This window comes from Agrobacterium larrymoorei, assembly GCF_005145045.1.
Taxonomy (GTDB): Bacteria; Pseudomonadota; Alphaproteobacteria; order Rhizobiales; family Rhizobiaceae; genus Agrobacterium; species Agrobacterium larrymoorei.
The window spans coordinates 989779-1006127 of the sequence record NZ_CP039692.1; the positions used below are offsets into that span (position 1 = coordinate 989779).

The 16349-nt window shown below is 58.3% G+C and carries 12 protein-coding genes; 9 read left to right on the forward strand and 3 right to left on the reverse strand.

The window, feature by feature from the left end; genetic code table 11:
* Window positions 1-288: 288 nt before the first annotated feature.
* Both CFBP5473_RS18880 and CFBP5473_RS18885 read right to left on the reverse strand, forming a co-directional pair.
* The gene (locus CFBP5473_RS18880; RefSeq protein ID WP_234881854.1) at window positions 289-1251 is read right to left on the reverse strand and encodes an asparaginase domain-containing protein; all 963 of its coding nucleotides are present in this window, start codon (window positions 1249-1251) and stop codon (window positions 289-291) included.
* On the reverse strand, window positions 1248-2750 hold the full coding sequence (locus tag CFBP5473_RS18885; protein WP_106389360.1) for an amino acid permease: 1503 nt from the start codon (window positions 2748-2750) through the stop codon (window positions 1248-1250). Before CFBP5473_RS18885 ends, CFBP5473_RS18880 begins: the two co-directional genes overlap by 4 nt.
* Window positions 2751-2958: 208 nt before the next feature.
* Here CFBP5473_RS18885 and CFBP5473_RS18890 point away from each other — a divergent pair, with 208 nt between their 5' ends.
* Window positions 2959-4431, forward strand: a complete 1473-nt coding sequence (locus tag CFBP5473_RS18890; RefSeq protein ID WP_169696902.1) for an aspartate ammonia-lyase — start codon at window positions 2959-2961, stop codon at window positions 4429-4431.
* Between the two features lie 46 nt (window positions 4432-4477).
* Here the strand turns inward: CFBP5473_RS18890 and CFBP5473_RS18895 are convergent, their stop codons facing one another.
* Complete coding sequence (locus tag CFBP5473_RS18895) at window positions 4478-5191, reverse strand: FadR/GntR family transcriptional regulator (RefSeq protein ID WP_027674765.1); 714 nt, start codon at window positions 5189-5191, stop codon at window positions 4478-4480.
* 161 nt (window positions 5192-5352) lie between these two features.
* Between CFBP5473_RS18895 and CFBP5473_RS18900 the strand changes: the two genes are divergently transcribed.
* The 8 genes from CFBP5473_RS18900 (at window position 5353) to CFBP5473_RS18935 (ending at window position 16222) form a co-directional block, all read left to right on the forward strand.
* A complete protein-coding gene (locus tag CFBP5473_RS18900) occupies window positions 5353-5940 on the forward strand; it encodes an ANTAR domain-containing response regulator (protein ID WP_027674764.1) in 588 nt (195 codons plus the stop codon).
* A gap of 30 nt (window positions 5941-5970) precedes the next feature.
* Window positions 5971-7233 carry a CmpA/NrtA family ABC transporter substrate-binding protein gene (locus CFBP5473_RS18905; protein WP_027674763.1) on the forward strand — a complete coding sequence of 421 codons (1263 nt, stop codon included), beginning with the start codon at window positions 5971-5973 and terminating at the stop codon, window positions 7231-7233.
* 364 nt (window positions 7234-7597) lie between these two features.
* Window positions 7598-8896 carry a CmpA/NrtA family ABC transporter substrate-binding protein gene (locus tag CFBP5473_RS18910; protein ID WP_027674762.1) on the forward strand — a complete coding sequence of 433 codons (1299 nt, stop codon included), beginning with the start codon at window positions 7598-7600 and terminating at the stop codon, window positions 8894-8896.
* A gap of 75 nt (window positions 8897-8971) precedes the next feature.
* Window positions 8972-9868, forward strand: coding sequence for a nitrate ABC transporter permease (ntrB, locus tag CFBP5473_RS18915; protein ID WP_027674761.1), 897 nt, complete (start codon window positions 8972-8974; stop codon window positions 9866-9868).
* Between the two features lie 11 nt (window positions 9869-9879).
* Window positions 9880-10677, forward strand: coding sequence for an ABC transporter ATP-binding protein (locus CFBP5473_RS18920; protein ID WP_027674760.1), 798 nt, complete (start codon window positions 9880-9882; stop codon window positions 10675-10677).
* Window positions 10678-10682: 5 nt separating this feature from the next.
* Complete coding sequence (nirB, locus tag CFBP5473_RS18925; protein WP_027674759.1) at window positions 10683-13133, forward strand: nitrite reductase large subunit NirB; 2451 nt, start codon at window positions 10683-10685, stop codon at window positions 13131-13133.
* Between the two features lie 99 nt (window positions 13134-13232).
* On the forward strand, window positions 13233-13562 hold the full coding sequence (gene nirD / locus CFBP5473_RS18930) for a nitrite reductase small subunit NirD (RefSeq protein WP_027674758.1): 330 nt from the start codon (window positions 13233-13235) through the stop codon (window positions 13560-13562).
* A 2-nt stretch (window positions 13563-13564) separates the two neighbouring features.
* Entirely contained in the window at window positions 13565-16222 is a 2658-nt protein-coding gene (locus tag CFBP5473_RS18935; protein WP_027674757.1) for a nitrate reductase, read from the forward strand.
* Window positions 16223-16349 lie beyond the last annotated feature (127 nt).

Below are 16349 nucleotides of genomic sequence, written 5' to 3' on the forward strand. Positions count from 1 at the left end.
CAAAAAAACCGCCCATTGCAATGGGCGGCGGCAAAAAGGACGCACAATGGACGACGGCTGACCCGGTTTTCGGCGGGTCGCTTTGGTCATCAGCATTTCAGAGCTTATCGTCCGAACCGTAATCATCTCGGCAGTCTTCGAGATGACGGAACGGACATGCGCAATCGGGTGTCCATGGCTGGACCATTAGCAGAAGCACACCTTCAATGCCAGAGGCTTCGCGCTGTGGTTTATCAGGAGCGTGAAATTGGCGGAAGTAAAGCCTGAAACACGTTCAGGCTGTATCCATCAGAGCGCAAAGTCGTTGAAGGCGCGCTCGATCTCTTCGCGGCCAGCTGAAGACGCAATCAGCGACGCAAGCAGGATTCGCGCCTGACCGGGCCTCAGCGTGCGGGAATGCACGGCACCGACCTCGCCCATATCATGCCCGCCGCCGCCGCCGCCATAACCCGCGACAAGACGACCGACTGGAACGCGGCTGGAAACGACGACGGGAACGCCTTTTTCCGCACAGCGCTTCACCGCCTGCACGACGCGTGCATTCGCATTGCCCGAACCGAGGGCGGAAAGCACGATACCTTTCGCACCCGCATCAAGGCTTGCGTCGATATGGGTGGCTTCGCAGCCCGGATGGATGGCGACGATATCGACGCGAATGGCATCAACGGCAGCTGACATTTCAGGGCTTGCGGCAATGGCGGCAGGGCCTGCTAGTTCGAACGCATCCCGCTCATCTGCGGAGCGCTTGTAAAGGCCCCAGACCGGCAGAAGCTTTCCGCCGAAACAGAGAAGAACGCCCTTTTCAGCATTGTCTTCATTGGCGGCAGCGGCAATGGCGGCGCTGAGATTTTCAGGGCCATCCGCTTGCGGATTGTCTGCGGTAAATTGCGCACCGGTGAAAACGACCGGCTTTTCCAGCCTGTGCTGAAGATGGACGAGAAGAGACGTTTCTTCCATTGCGTCCGTGCCATGCAGCACGACGACGCCGGAGATTTCAGGATCGGCCAACTCTGACGCAACCGCGTTGCTGATCGTCTGCATGTCGGAAATCGTCAGACTGGACGAATCCTTCGCCATCAGTTCCACGGGCTTCAGCGCGATGTGATCCGCTGAAAGACCGGACAGCAGGTTTTCGCCCGTCAGCGATGGCTTGGCTGCACCGCTTTCATCACGAATGCTGGCAATGGTTCCGCCGGTGGCAATGACTGCCACCAGCTTATCGGCTTTATCGATATGATCTGCCTGGTTCACTGCTGGCCCCGCGCACCAGTGTCATTCAACATCTGGGCTTTCGACAGCTCCTGAATTCGACCGCGCATCAGATACCACCCCCCAACAAGAGTCGGTGCGATGATGATAAGCGATCCAACGGTCCAAGTGCCCGCCGGATAATCGAATGCCATCAGCACCAGAACACCAAAAAGGAAGACAAGCGTAAGGATGCCCGTGTAAGGCGCGCCGATCATGCTGAATTCCGGACGCTGCATCTTCCCCTGCCGGGACAGATGCCACAGCTTGAGCTGGCATAACACGATGACGCCCCATGCGCAAATGATACCCAGTGCGGCGAGATTGAGTGCGATTTCAAATGCTTCCGCCGGAACGATGGCGTTGAGAATGACGCCGAGCACGGTAACGACTGCCGTCACCGCAATACCGCCATATGGCACGCCTGCCTTGTTCATCTTGGCAAGCGCTGCCGGAGCAGAACCCGAAACCGCCATGGAATGCAGGATGCGGCCTGTCGAATAAAGACCGGCATTCAGCGACGAAAGCACCGCCGTCAGAACGACGAGGTTCATGACGATATCCGCACCTTCGATACCAATGGAGCCGAAGAAGGTCACGAACGGGCTCTCGCCAGCCTTATAGGCCGTGTAAGGCAGAAGCAGCGTCAGCAGCAGAACCGAACCGACATAGAAAACCAGCAGGCGGAAAACCACGGTGCGGATTGCGCCAGGGATGACCTTGCGCGGGTCTTCAGTTTCGCCAGCAGTCGTTCCGATCAATTCGATGGACGCATAGGCAAACAGAACACCCTGAATGATGATGAAGGCTGGCAGGATGCCATTGGGGAAGAAACCACCATTATCGGAAATCAGGCTGAAGCCGGTAACATGGCCTTCGATCGGCGTGCCGAAAATGACGAAGTAAACACCGACGATGAGGAAGGTGAACAGCGCCACGACCTTGATCAGGCTGAACCAGAACTCAAGTTCACCGAACACCTTGACCGACAGCATGTTCATGCCAAGCACGATAATGAGCGCGCTAAGTGCAAAGACCCACTGGTCGATGCCCTGCATCCACGGCACATATTGCTTGAAGAAATTCATGTAGAGGGCGACGGCGGTCACATCCGCAACCGATGTCATGGCCCAGTTCATCCAGTACATCCAGCCTACGGCAAAGGCCATCTTCTCGCCGTAGAATTCACGGGCGTAGGAAACGAAAGAACCGGATGTCGGGCGATGCATGATCAGCTCGCCAAGTGCGCGAAGCACGAGGAAAGCGAAGAATCCGCAGAGCGCGTAAACGAAAATGAGCGCTGGTCCGGCAACGGCAAGACGCCCGCCTGCGCCAAGGAAAAGCCCGGTGCCGATGGCGCCGCCAATGGCGATCATCTGAATTTGCCGTGGCTTGAGCGCCTTGTGATAGCCAAGGTCTTCCTGAATTTCGACCTGACGTTCTCTATTTGCTTGATTTACATTATCCACTGGTGTCGCTCCTCCCTCAGAGCTATTTTCCATCAGTTTGATCCGTCAGCCATCGATTGAGGCTTGACGGCAATATTGATCTTTCGGCTTGGAAGCCATCAATTTCAGGGGCTAAATGTGCCCCGCTGTAATGCTGTATGACAGATTTTTCGACCCATTAATGATCCTCCAAGGCCGCGTCAACCCTCATCCCCACCATTGACCTATCCGTTCGCGCAAGATATCACAAGCAAAATCTGTCATGCAGCTTTACAGATTTTATGTGATCGACTTGGAGGAAGAAGTGATCGATATGCGTCAGGAAAAAGATTTACTGGGCCCGAAGGACATTCCGGTTGAGGCTTATTGGGGGGTTCACACCGCGCGCGCAGCGGAGAATTTTCAGATAACCGGAACGACGATCAGCCGTTTTCCCTATCTCATCCGTGGGCTGACCTTCGTGAAGGAAGCGGCGGCACGCGCCAATCATGAACTTGGCCTGATCGATCAGCTCAAGCTCGACGCCATCATTCAGGCTTGCCGGGAAATTCGCGACGGCGCACTGCATGACCAGTTCATCGTAGACGTTATTCAAGGCGGTGCGGGCACATCCACCAACATGAATGCGAATGAGGTGATCGCCAACCGAGCGCTGGAAATTCTTGGGCACATCAAGGGTGATTACAAGCACCTGCACCCCAACGACCACGTCAATCTTAGCCAGTCCACCAACGATGCCTATCCGACCGCCATCAACGTCGCACTGATCGAATCCATCGATGAGCTCGCAGCCTCGATGCTCGTACTTCAGGATGCCTTCGAGCGGAAGGCGCGGGAGTTCGACGGCATTCTAAAAGTGGGACGCACGCAGTTGCAGGACGCCGTGCCCATGACGCTCGGTCAGGAATTCCGCACCTTCGCCGTAATGCTGGGAGAGGATCGCTCCCGGCTGATCGAATCCGCTGCCCTCATACACGAGATCAATCTCGGCGCGACCGCCATCGGCACCGGCTTGAACGCGCCCGCCGGTTATGCCGCACTGGCCTGCAAGCATCTGGTTCAACTGACAGGAAGACCGCTGGTCACCGCCAGCGACCTGATCGAAGCAACGCAGGATCCGGGTGCCTTCGTGCATCTTTCCGGCGTGCTGAAGCGGGTCGCCGTCAAGCTTTCCAAGACGTGCAACGATCTGCGTCTGCTATCGTCCGGGCCGCGCGCGGGCATCGGAGAGATCAATCTGCCACCGGTTCAGGCGGGCTCCAGTATCATGCCGGGCAAGGTCAATCCGGTCATTCCCGAAGTGGTCAACCAGGTCGCTTTTGCCGTCATCGGTAACGATATCACCGTGACCATGGCGGCAGAGGGTGGGCAGCTTCAGCTGAATGCCTTCGAGCCGATCATCGTCAAGGCGTTGTCGGAAAGCATTGCGCAGCTTAGCGCCGCCTGCCGCACGCTTGCTGAACGCTGCGTCGATGGCATTACCGCCAATATCGATATCATGGCCAGACGCCTGGAAGAATCCATCGGCATTGCGACGGCACTCAATCCATTGATCGGCTATTATGCCGCAACGGAAGTGGCACGCGAGGCATTGGCCAGCGGCCGAACGGTGCCGCAGGTGGTTCTTGAAAAGGGCTATATGAGCGCGGAGCAGCTAATCGAAGCGCTGAGGCCGGAATTGCTGGCGAATATTTCGGCACCCATACCGCCGAGCGTGGCCAAACCAGCCGCATAATTAAATTGGGAACTCTGTCGGAGGGTACATCACTCTCCGGCGGAGATCACGCCGACTTGGTATCGTCACCCATAATGGCCGTGACAACCTGCTTCACCTTGCCGAGATGGGCTTCCATGGCGTTGCGCGCCGCCTCATCCGATCCGGCGGCAATCGCCTCCGCGATCACCCGATGCTCGACATTCGATGCAACACGCCGATGCGCCATCAGATTGAGCAACTCCGATTGCTGGCTGACCGATTCGCGCGCATCCGCCACGACTTTGGCAAACAGCGAATTGCCGGATGCCTGCGCGATGGCGCTGTGAAATTCCGAATCCAGACGCACCCATTTGTGGGGATCTTGCTGCGCATCCATTGCATCGCAGAGCTTCAAAATATGCGCCAACTGCGCATCCGTCTTGCGAAGTGCTGCCCAACCGGCTGCGGGCACTTCGATGAAGGGACGTGCCTCCATCAGATCCCGGGCGGAATAGCCGCCGTAACGCAGTTCATTGCGCGGAGAATCTGTCAGAACGAATGTGCCACTGCCCGTGCGCGTCTGCGTCATGCCCAGCGTCTGTAGCGACCGCAGCGCCTCCCGAACGATGGGTCGGCTGACACCATAACGCCCTGCCAGATGCGTCTCGGAAGGCAAACGCGTGCCCACCGTCAACCGTCCTGAAACGATGGCTGACCGCAAATCCTCAAATACCGATTCCGCCGCATTCTTACGGCTCACCGGGTTCGCCTCGTATATCCAATCCGCCCCTGCACTCATATTATCAACCTTTCCAAACATAGGATATTTGTCAAGGAGGTCCGCACCGGGAAAGCGTGGACGGCAACAATAAAGAAGCCCACAAAACCATCAATAAGCCTAAACTTTAGTCATGATGAAAAAGATTGCATTTATTTGTGCGCTGCGTCATTGATGCTGGCATGACGCTGCGCGACCTTACTATTCTTGTCATCGATGAAAACGCCATTCGCGCCTCGATTATCGAGGAGGGATTGCGCGAGGCGGGGCATATGCGCGTGACCGTCATTCACGAGGTCAACGGCGTTGCGCGCACCATCGAAACATTGCAGCCGGACGTGATCGTCATCGATCTCGAAAACCCGAACCGGGACATGATGGAGCACCTGTTCCAGCTGACCCGCACCGTCAGCCGTCCGATTGCCATGTTCGTGGATCGCTCCGATACCGCCTCCATCGAGGCCGCTGTTGAAGCGGGCGTTTCGGCTTACATAGTGGATGGGCTGAAAAAGGAGCGAGTGAAGCCGATCCTCGATATGGCCGTCAGCCGCTTCAATGCCTTCAGCCGCCTGCAAAGGGAATTGGCGGAAGCGAAATCGGCCCTTGAAGAGCGCAAGGTCATCGAGCGTGCCAAGGGAATTTTGATGAAGATGCGAGGCCTTTCCGAAGAGGAAGCCTTTGCCCTGCTGCGCCAAACCGCAATGAACGAGAAGAAGAAGCTGTCCGAGATCGCGCAAAGCGTGGTCACGGCTGCCGGATTGCTGATGTAACCGGCAGACACTGGACAAGGAGCGAATGCCATGACGGTAATTGATGATCTCAAGGCCAACCAATCCGGCCTCGCCGCGCCAGCCTTGAGCGGCAATGACCGGCAGCGGACGCTGCGGGCAGGCTTCATTCCGCTGGTGGATGCATCCGTCCTGATCGCCGCCGCTGAATTCGGCTTTGCAGAGAAGGAAGGGCTGAAGCTCGATCTGGTAAAGGATGTTTCTTGGGCCAATGTCCGTGACCGGCTTGCCTTCCGCCAGTTCGATATCGCCCACATGCTGTCTCCAATGCCTGTCGCCTCCATGCTCGGCCTCGGCTCCAATCCATCCCCTACGATCACACCCTTTTCGCTTGGTCGTGGCGGCAATGCCATCACGCTTTCCACGCGCCTGTTCGAGCGAATGCAGACGCTGACAGGCCTTTCTGCCACGGCTGGCGCGCTCGAAAATGCGCAGAGCTTGAAGCGCGTGCTGGATGACATGCGGGCAAGAGGCGAAGCCGCGCTTACGCTTGGCATGACCTACCCCTTCTCCTCTCACAATTACGAGTTCCGCTACTGGCTGGCCGCTGGCGGTATTCACCCGGATAAGGATGTGAAGCTGGTCGTCGTGCCTCCGCCCTTGACTTCCGATGCACTGGCCGCAGGCGCTATCGATGGCTTCTGCGTCGGCGCGCCATGGAACATGATTGCCTGCGAGCGCGGTGTCGGCAAGATCGTAGCGGCAAAGCAGGACATCTGGCCCTCCGCACCGGAAAAAGTTATCGGCATGCGGCCGGATTGGGCGGATACGCAGCAGGAAAGCGTAGCGCGATTGCTGGTAGCGCTGGATGCCGCCGCCCGCTGGTGCGACAGGCCAGAAAACCGTGACGACCTGAGCGCCGCGCTCGCCGATCCCCGCTACATTGGCGCTCCCCAAGATATTATCCGCCGCGTCCTCGGCGGTGAATTCAGCATCGACAGCCTCGGCAACCGCCGGGTCATCGACAACTATTTCCAGTTCCACGATCGAAACGCCAACTACCCTCGCCCCGGTCAGGCGCTGTGGATATACAGCCAGATGATCCGCTGGGGGCAGACGACCTTTTCGCAGGACGGCGTGACAGCAGCTTCATCCGCCTACCGGCCCGATATCTATCGCACTGCCCTCGGCACCGCATCTGCGCCGGATATGGAGAGCGCAAGCGAGCCGTTCATGGACGGAATCTCCTTCGATCCAGCCAATATCGAAGCCTATGTCGAACGCTTTCCCGTCAGGAATCTACCGTCCGAAGGCGTGGAAAACGGCGATAGCTGATACGCATGCTGCGCAAAATTGAAGCGCAGCCATAAATCCAGAGCTTAAATTATAATCCAAAATTCTTCGGCTCAAAAAACAAGCACTACTGTAGCCATCATTAATTTCCACACAATTACAGAACTTTACCGCCTAAAATCAAAACTGGCACGGTGCTTGCATTTCATAATTCGCTCGGGTCAACGGCGATCAAAGCAGCAGGGCGCGCGATAAGCGCCTTCATACGACACAGACGTCGCAAGGTTTGCAGCCCGGAACTCTCCTCCCGTTCCGATGGCAGCAACACCGAGCGGCGTTTTTTTATTTTCGGCCTTCGCACAAGGACACGCCACCCAAGAGGCGGCCAAAAAAGGGGAACAAGCGCATGAAAAAAATGCTTTCCAGTTCGATCAGCCGCCGCGCGATCCTGAAGACTTCTGCCACTGCGGCGCTCATCACCGCCGTTCGCACCGCGTTCCCATCCGGCGCCTTTGCTGCGACATCCGAGCCGGAAGTCAAAGGCGCGAAGCTCGGCTTTATCGCCCTCACCGACGCGGCTCCGTTGATCGTCGCTTCTGAAAAAGGCCTCTTCGCCAAGCACGGCATGCCGGATGTCGAAGTTCTCAAGCAGGCATCCTGGGGCGCGACGCGCGACAATCTGGTTCTCGGCGGCGCTGCCAACGGTATCGATGGCGCGCATATTTTGACGCCAATGCCGTACCTCATCCACACCGGCAAAGTGACGCAAAACAATGTGCCGGTGCCGATGGCAATACTTGCGCGCCTGAATCTCGACAGCCAGGGCATTTCCGTTGCCAAGGAATATGCCGATACCGGCGTTCAGCTGGATGCCTCCAGGCTAAAGGCAGCTTTCGAAAAGAAGAAGGCCGAAGGCAAGGAAATCAAGGCGGCCATGACCTTCCCCGGTGGCACGCATGATCTGTGGATTCGCTACTGGCTGGCCGCTGGCGGCATCGATCCGGACAAGGATGTCTCCACCATCGTCGTTCCGCCGCCGCAGATGGTTGCCAATATGAAGGTCGGCAACATGGACGTCTTCTGTGTGGGCGAGCCGTGGAACGAGCAGCTCGTCAATCAGGGCATCGGCTTCACCGCCTGTACCACCGGCGAGCTTTGGAAGGGCCACCCGGAAAAGGCGCTCGGCATGCGCGCCGACTGGATCGAGAAGAACCCGAATGCCGCCAAGGCAATCCTCATGGCCGTGATGGAAGCGCAGCAATGGTGCGACAGCATGGACAACAAGGAGGAAATGTCCGCGATCCTCGGCAAGCGCCAATGGTTCAACGTTCCGCCGAAGGATGTGCTGGGCCGCCTAAAGGGCGACATCAATTACGGTAATGGCCGCGTTGCCCACGGCACCGATCTCCAGATGAAGTTCTGGAAGGACGGCGCATCCTATCCGTTCCAGAGCCATGACAGCTGGTTCCTTGCCGAAAACATCCGCTGGGGCAAGCTGCCTGCTACCACCGACATCAAAACATTGGTCGGTCAGGTGAACCGCGAAGACCTGTGGCGCGCAGCGGCAAAAGACCTCGGCGTGGCGGCAGCGGATATTCCAGCTTCGCCATCGCGCGGCAAGGAAACCTTCTTTGACGGAAAGGTCTTCGACCCGGAAAACCCATCCGCCTATCTCGAAAGCCTCAGCATCAAGGCCGCCTCCTGAGCCGCTTTGGCCCCTCGATGAGAGGGGCCCAAAAGCGCTTGAGAAAAACAAATGACCGGAAACAGGACTTAAACAATGACCGCAACAGCCCGCAAGACAGACAGTACGGCCATGACCGCCGCCCTCTCGAAAGGCGGTACCGTCATTGCCATTCAACGCCGCCCTGCCCCGGCTTTGCCCTTGAAGAAGATCGGCCTTGCGGTGGCACGCAATGTCATCCCGCCGCTGGTCGTGCTGGTGGCGATGCTAGGCGTCTGGCAGTTGCTCTGTTCCAGCCCCGGCGCAACGCTGCCGCCGCCAAGCCAGGTGTTTCAGGAAAGCTATGACCTGATCGCCTATCCGTTCTTCGTCTACGGCTCGCAGGATATCGGCCTTGGCTGGCGCGTTCTGGTGTCGCTGGAGCGCGTGGCTTACGGCTTCGGCCTCGCAGCGGTCGCAGGTGTCATCATGGGTGCGATCATCGGCCAGTCCGTCTGGGCCATGCGCGGTCTCGACCCGATCTTTCAGGTGCTGCGCACCGTGCCGCCGCTGGCATGGCTGCCGCTTTCGCTAGCCGCTTTTCAGGATAGCAATCCATCCGCGATTTTCGTGATCTTCATCACCTCCATCTGGCCGGTCATCATCAACACTGCCGTTGGCGTGCGCAACATTCCGCAGGATTACCGCAACGTGGCGCAGGTGCTGCGACTGAACCAGCTGGAATTCTTCTACAAGATCATGCTGCCATCGGCTGCACCCTACATCTTCACCGGCCTTCGCATCGGCGTCGGCCTGTCGTGGCTCGCAATTGTCGCGGCTGAGATGCTGACGGGTGGCGTCGGCATCGGCTTCTTCATCTGGGATGCGTGGAATTCATCGCGCCTGCCCGACATCATCGTCGCACTCGCTTACATCGGCGTCGTCGGCTTCGTGCTGGACAAGCTGGTCGCGGCACTCGGCAAAATCATCACTCGCGGCGCAGCAGCGAACTAAGGGAGAGCATAATGAGCGCTTATCTCAAGCTCGATCATATCGACAAATATTTCGACAAGGGCGGCAGCCGCGCCGAGGTGCTGAAGGGCATCAACCTCACCATCGACAAGGGCGAATTCGTCTCCGTCATCGGCCATTCCGGCTGTGGCAAGTCCACCATGCTGAACCTCGTAGCGGGGCTGACCAAGGTTTCTTCCGGCGTCGTTCTGCTGGAAAACCGCGAGGTGAACGAGCCCGGCCCCGAGCGCGCGGTCGTGTTCCAGAACCACAGCCTGCTTCCGTGGCTGACGGTTTATGAAAACGTCAATATCGGCGTCGAGAAGGTTTTCCGCTACACCAAGTCCAAGGCCGAGCGGCATGACTGGGTGATGCGCAATCTCGACCTCGTGCAGATGGGACATGCCAAGGACAAGAAGCCGTCCGAAATTTCCGGTGGCATGAAGCAGCGTGTCGGCATTGCCCGGGCGCTTGCCATGGAACCGAAAATCCTGCTGCTGGACGAACCCTTCGGCGCGCTGGATGCCCTGACCCGCGCCCATCTGCAGGATGCGGTGATGGAAATCCACGCCCGTCTCGGCAACACCATGATCATGATCACGCATGATGTGGATGAGGCGGTGCTGCTCTCCGACCGCATCGTGATGATGACCAACGGTCCCGCCGCTCACATCGGCGAAATTCTCGATGTGCCGCTCACGCGCCCACGCAACCGCATCGAGCTTGCCTCCGACCGAACCTACCTCAAATGCCGCGAAGCCTTGCTGAAGTTCCTCTACGAACGTCACCGCTTCGTCGAAGCTGCGGAGTAAACACCATGGCACAAAAACTCGTCATTATCGGCAATGGCATGGCGCCGGGCCGCATGCTGGAAGAACTTTTCGAAAAGGCACCCGGCCAGTTCGATGTCACCATTTTCAACGCCGAACCGCGCGTCAATTACGACCGCATCATGCTCTCGCCGGTTCTCTCCGGTGAGAAGACCTATGAAGACATCATCATCCACGGAGATGGCTGGTACATCAACCATGGCATCACGCTCTATAAGGGCCACCGCATCGTCAACATCGACCGCGATGCCAAGACGGTAACGTCCGATCAGGGCGTGACGGAAGGCTATGACAAGCTGGTCATTGCAACCGGTTCCGTGCCGTTCATCATTCCGGTTCCCGGAAAAGACCTGCCCGGCGTCATCACCTACCGCGATCTGGATGATGTGGACGCGATGCTGCTGGCGGCGCAATCCCGCGAAAAGGCCATCGTCATCGGCGGCGGCCTGCTGGGGCTGGAAGCCGCAGCCGGTCTTGCCATGCGCGGCATGGATGTGACCGTTCTGCATGTCATGCCGACCCTGATGGAGCGCCAGCTCGATCCTGCCGCCGGTTATCTGCTGCAAAAGGCAATGGAAGATCGCGGCATCAAGATCATCACCAAGGCAAACACCAAGCAGATCATCGGCACCCATAAGGTCGAAGGCATCGAACTGGATGATGGCCGCATCATTCCGGCAACGCTGGTGGTGATGGCTGTCGGTATTCGCCCAAGTGCAGGGCTGGCGAAAGAGGCCGGTCTTGCCGTCAACCGCGGTATCGTCGTGGATGCGGGCATGCAAACATCGGACGGCGATATTCTCTCTGTCGGTGAATGCGCCGAGGTGGACGGAATGGTCTACGGCCTCGTCGCACCGCTTTACGAAATGGCCCGCATCGCCGCTTCGCATCTGGCAGGTGATACCTCACCAGCCTTCGTCCATGCGGACACGCCGACCAAGCTCAAGGTCACCGGCATCAACCTCTTCTCCATCGGTGACTTTGCCGATGGCGATGACCGCGAAGAAATCGTGCTGCGTGATGCCACCGCAGGCATCTACAAGCGCGTCATCCTGAAAGAAAACAGGATTATCGGTGCCGTTCTTTATGGCGAAACCTCGGATGGACCGTGGTTCAACGACCTGAAGAAAAAAGCGACCGACATCTCGGAAATGCGCGAAACCCTTATTTTCGGCCAGGCCTATCAGGGAGGGTCTCCGCTGGACCCTATGGCGGCCGTTGCAGCCTTGCCGGATGATGCGGAAATCTGCGGCTGCAACGGCGTTTGCAAGGGAAAAATCACCTCCACCATCACCGGCAAAGGCCTGACCTCTCTGGATGATGTGCGCGCCCACACAAAGGCCTCGGCCTCCTGCGGCAACTGCACCGGCCTTGTCGAGCAGTTGATGACGCTGACGCTTGGCGATAGCTACAATCCAACCGCCGTTCAGCCCATGTGCAAATGCACCGATCTCGGCCATGACGATGTGCGCCGTCTGATCAAGGCCAAGGGGCTGAAGACCATCCCCGCCGTCATGCAGGAACTGGAATGGAAGACCTCCTGCGGCTGCGCCAAATGTCGCCCGGCGCTGAACTATTACCTCGTCTGCGACTGGCCGGATGAATATGCCGACGATTACCAGTCCCGCTACATCAACGAGCGCGTTCACGCCAACATCCAGAAGGATGGCACCTATTCCGTCGTGCCGCGCATGTGGGGTGGTGTGACCAATGCAGGCGAATTGCGCGCCATTGCCGATGTTGTCGACAAGTTCGAAATCCCTTTGGTGAAGGTGACAGGCGGCCAGCGCATCGACCTTCTCGGCATCGAGAAAGAAGACCTGCCCGCCGTCTGGGCCGATCTCGGCAAGGCCGGTTTCATCTCCGGTCAGGCCTACGCCAAAGGTCTGCGCACCGTCAAAACCTGCGTCGGCCAGCAATGGTGCCGCTTCGGCACGCAGGACAGCACCGGTCTCGGCATCCGCATCGAAAAATTCATGTGGGGTTCGTGGACGCCGGCCAAGCTGAAGCTCGCCGTTTCCGGCTGTCCGCGCAACTGCGCCGAAGCGACCTGCAAGGATATTGGGGTGATCTGCGTGGATTCAGGCTTCGAAATCCACTTCGCAGGTGCCGCCGGTCTGGATATCAAGGGCACGGAAATTCTTGGTCTCGTGAAGACAGAGGACGAGGCGCTGGAGCATATCGTGGCGCTGACGCAGATGTATCGCGAGCAGGCCCGCTATCTCGAGCGCATCTACAAATGGGCCAAGCGCATCGGTTACGAAGAGGTCCGCCGCCAGATCATGGACGATGCCGAAAAACGCAAGGGCTATTACGAGCGCTTCGTCTTCAGCCAGAAATTCGCGCAGGTCGACCCATGGTCGGAGCGCGTGTCTGGCGAGCACAAGCACGAGTTCAAGCCCATGGCGACCATCGGTTTCAATCAAGCCGCAGAGTGACCGAAAGCCGAAAGGCCATCGGCGCGGAGCGCCGGGTGGGGCGAAATGGAGGAGATTTCGCCCCACCCAAAAGTTTCAAACGGACACAGGATGACGACAATGAATTGGGTCGAAATCGGCAATATCACCGACATTCCGCTGCGCGGCGCACGCTGCGTGAAGACGCCCATGGGCAAGATCGCAGTGTTTCGCACGGCTGAAAATGAGGTCTACGCCATCGAAGACCACTGCCCGCACAAAGGCGGGCCGTTGAGCCAAGGCATCGTGCACGGCGCATCCGTCACCTGCCCGCTGCACAATTGGGTGATTTCGCTGGAAACCGGCAAGGCGCAGGGCGCGGATGAGGGCGCTGTGCGGACAATTCCCGTTCGCAACACGTATGGCAGTCTCTCTATCGCCATCGAAAGCCTGATGATCGCAGCGGAGTAAGCATGGCGAACGAGGTCAAGACAACCTGTCCCTATTGCGGCGTCGGCTGCGGCGTCATCGCGAAAATCGATGATAACGGCAGCGTTTCGGTAAAAGGTGACCCAGATCACCCCGCCAATTTCGGGCGGCTCTGTTCCAAGGGCTCAGCACTGGCCGAAACCATCGATCTGGACGGAAGGCTTCTTTATCCGCAGGTAAACGGTTCCCGCGTCGAGTGGGATGAAGCGCTTGACCTCGTGGCCTCGAAATTCTCGCAAGCCATTGCCGAATATGGCCCGGACTCCGTCGCCTTCTATGTTTCCGGGCAGTTGCTGACGGAGGACTATTACCTCGCCAACAAGCTGATGAAGGGCTTCATCGGTTCAGCCAATATCGACACCAATTCCCGCCTCTGCATGTCGTCTTCTGTTGCTGGGCACCGCCGCGCCTTCGGCTCGGATACAGTACCCGGACTTTATGAGGACCTATTTCTGGCCGACCTCGTCATCCTCACCGGCTCCAACCTCGCATGGTGCCATCCGGTCATCTATCAGCGGCTTGCAGCGGCAAAGGCTGAACGACCGGAAATGCAGGTGGTGGTCATCGACCCGCGCCGCACCATGACCTGCGATATCGCCGATATGCATCTCGCGATCCGCCCAGATGGAGACGTCGCGCTCTTTACTGGCCTGCTTGCCCATCTTGCCAATAGCCTGGCTCTCGACCGGGCCTATATCGAAAACCATACGAGCGGCTTCGAACTTGCGGTCCAGTCTGCCACGGACACAAGTTTAGCGAAGATTGCAGAAGCCACGGGATTGAGCCTTGCCGAACTCACCCGGTTTTACGAGCTTTTCGAGCGCACGGAACGCGTCGTCACCTGCTACAGCCAGGGCGTAAACCAGTCTTCCAGCGGCACGGACAAGGTCAACGCCATCATCAATTGCCATCTCGCGACTGGCCGCATCGGCAAGCCAGGTGCCGGTCCCTTCTCGCTCACGGGTCAGCCCAATGCCATGGGCGGACGTGAAGTCGGTGGGCTGGCGAATATGCTTGCCGCCCATATGGCGATTGAAAGCGAGGAGGATCGCGACCGCGTACAGCGGTTCTGGCAAGCGCCGACCATCGCGAAAAAGCCGGGCTTGAAAGCCGTCGATCTTTTCAAAGCCGCGGCCGACGGTCGGATCAAAGCATTGTGGATCATGGCGACCAACCCGGTGGTCTCCATGCCGGATGCCGAGGCAGTGGAAGCGGCGCTGAAGGCCTGTCCCTTCGTCGTCGTCTCCGATATCATGGCCACAACAGATACTGCACGTCACGCCCATGTTCTCCTCCCATCGGTAGGCTGGGGAGAAAAGGATGGAACGGTAACAAATTCAGAGCGCCGAATTTCTCGCCAGCGCGGCTATCTCCCGGCTCCCGGAGAAGCCGCCGCCGACTGGTGGCAATTCGCCGAAATCGGCAAAAGAATGGGCTTCGTCGATGCCTTCACCTATTCCGGCCCGCATGAGATTTTTGCCGAACACGCTTCTCTTTCCGCTTTCGAAAATGATGGAACGCGGGATTTCGACATCGGCGCCTATGCGGATGTGGCGCAGACGCCCTACAACGAAATGGTCCCATTCAACTGGCCTCAGCCCTCTGGCGAACCCCGCGACACCACCCGTTTCTTCGCCGACGGACGTTTCTTCCATGCGGATGGCAAAGCGCGTTTCATTGCAACAGCCCTCCCCAAAACATCTCGCACAAGCCCCGGCTTCCCGATGGCGCTAAACACCGGTCGCATTCGCGACCAGTGGCACACGATGACGCGCACAGGCAAAAGCGCCCGTCTGTCCTCGCATGTGGCCGAGCCTTTCGTCGAACTTCACCCGCGCGATGCGATGGAGGCGGGGATCAGACACGCCGATCTGGTGGAGGTGGAAAGCCCCTTGGGTAAAGTCATCCTTCGCGCGCTGGTCACTGACCGGCAGGCGCGCGGCAGCGTCTTTGCACCCATGCACTGGAATGACCAGTTCGCCGCGAATGCCCGCATCGACCGGCTCGTTCCTTCGGTTACCGACCCGTTTTCCGGCCAGCCAGCCTCAAAAAATGTCGGCGTCAGCGCGAGACGTTTCAACGCCAAGGCCTATGCTTTCGCGGTCAGCGCTCAAGTGCCGCAGACACCGGATTGCGCCTATTGGGCGCTGGCAAAAGGTGACGGTGGCTACCGGCTGGAACTTGCATTCGACGAAACCCCGGAAAACTGGATCGATTGGGCGCGCGCACTCTTTGGAGCTCCTCCAGACATCGAACCACTGGGTTACGCCGATACGCGCTCCGGCGATGTTCGGCTTGCCTTTTTCGATGGTGACAGATTGCTCGGCGCGCTTTTCATTGCATCCAGCCCCGTGGCCGTTGCCAGAAACTGGGCCATTTCGCAGCTTTCCGTCGAACACGCGGATTTGCGAACCCGCTATGCTCTCGTGGCCGGACGTCCCGGCGCGGATAAGCCGGACCCGGGCGCAACGGTCTGCTCCTGCTTCAGTGTCGGCATCAACCAGATCACGGCGGCCATCCGTGACGGGTGCCACACGGTGGAGGCGGTGGGAAAATGCCTGAATGCCGGAACGAATTGCGGTTCCTGTCGCGCAGAAATCCGCGCCATCATCGACGGCTGTCTCAAGACTGCGGCAGAATAGGCTTTTACGTTTCATGCTTTGCATCCGAACCGAACAATCCGATTATCACGTCGTATCGGGTTCATAAATCGACTTGCCTCCCAATCATAATATGAATTTAATGTGAGCTATTATCAGTTAGCCGCGT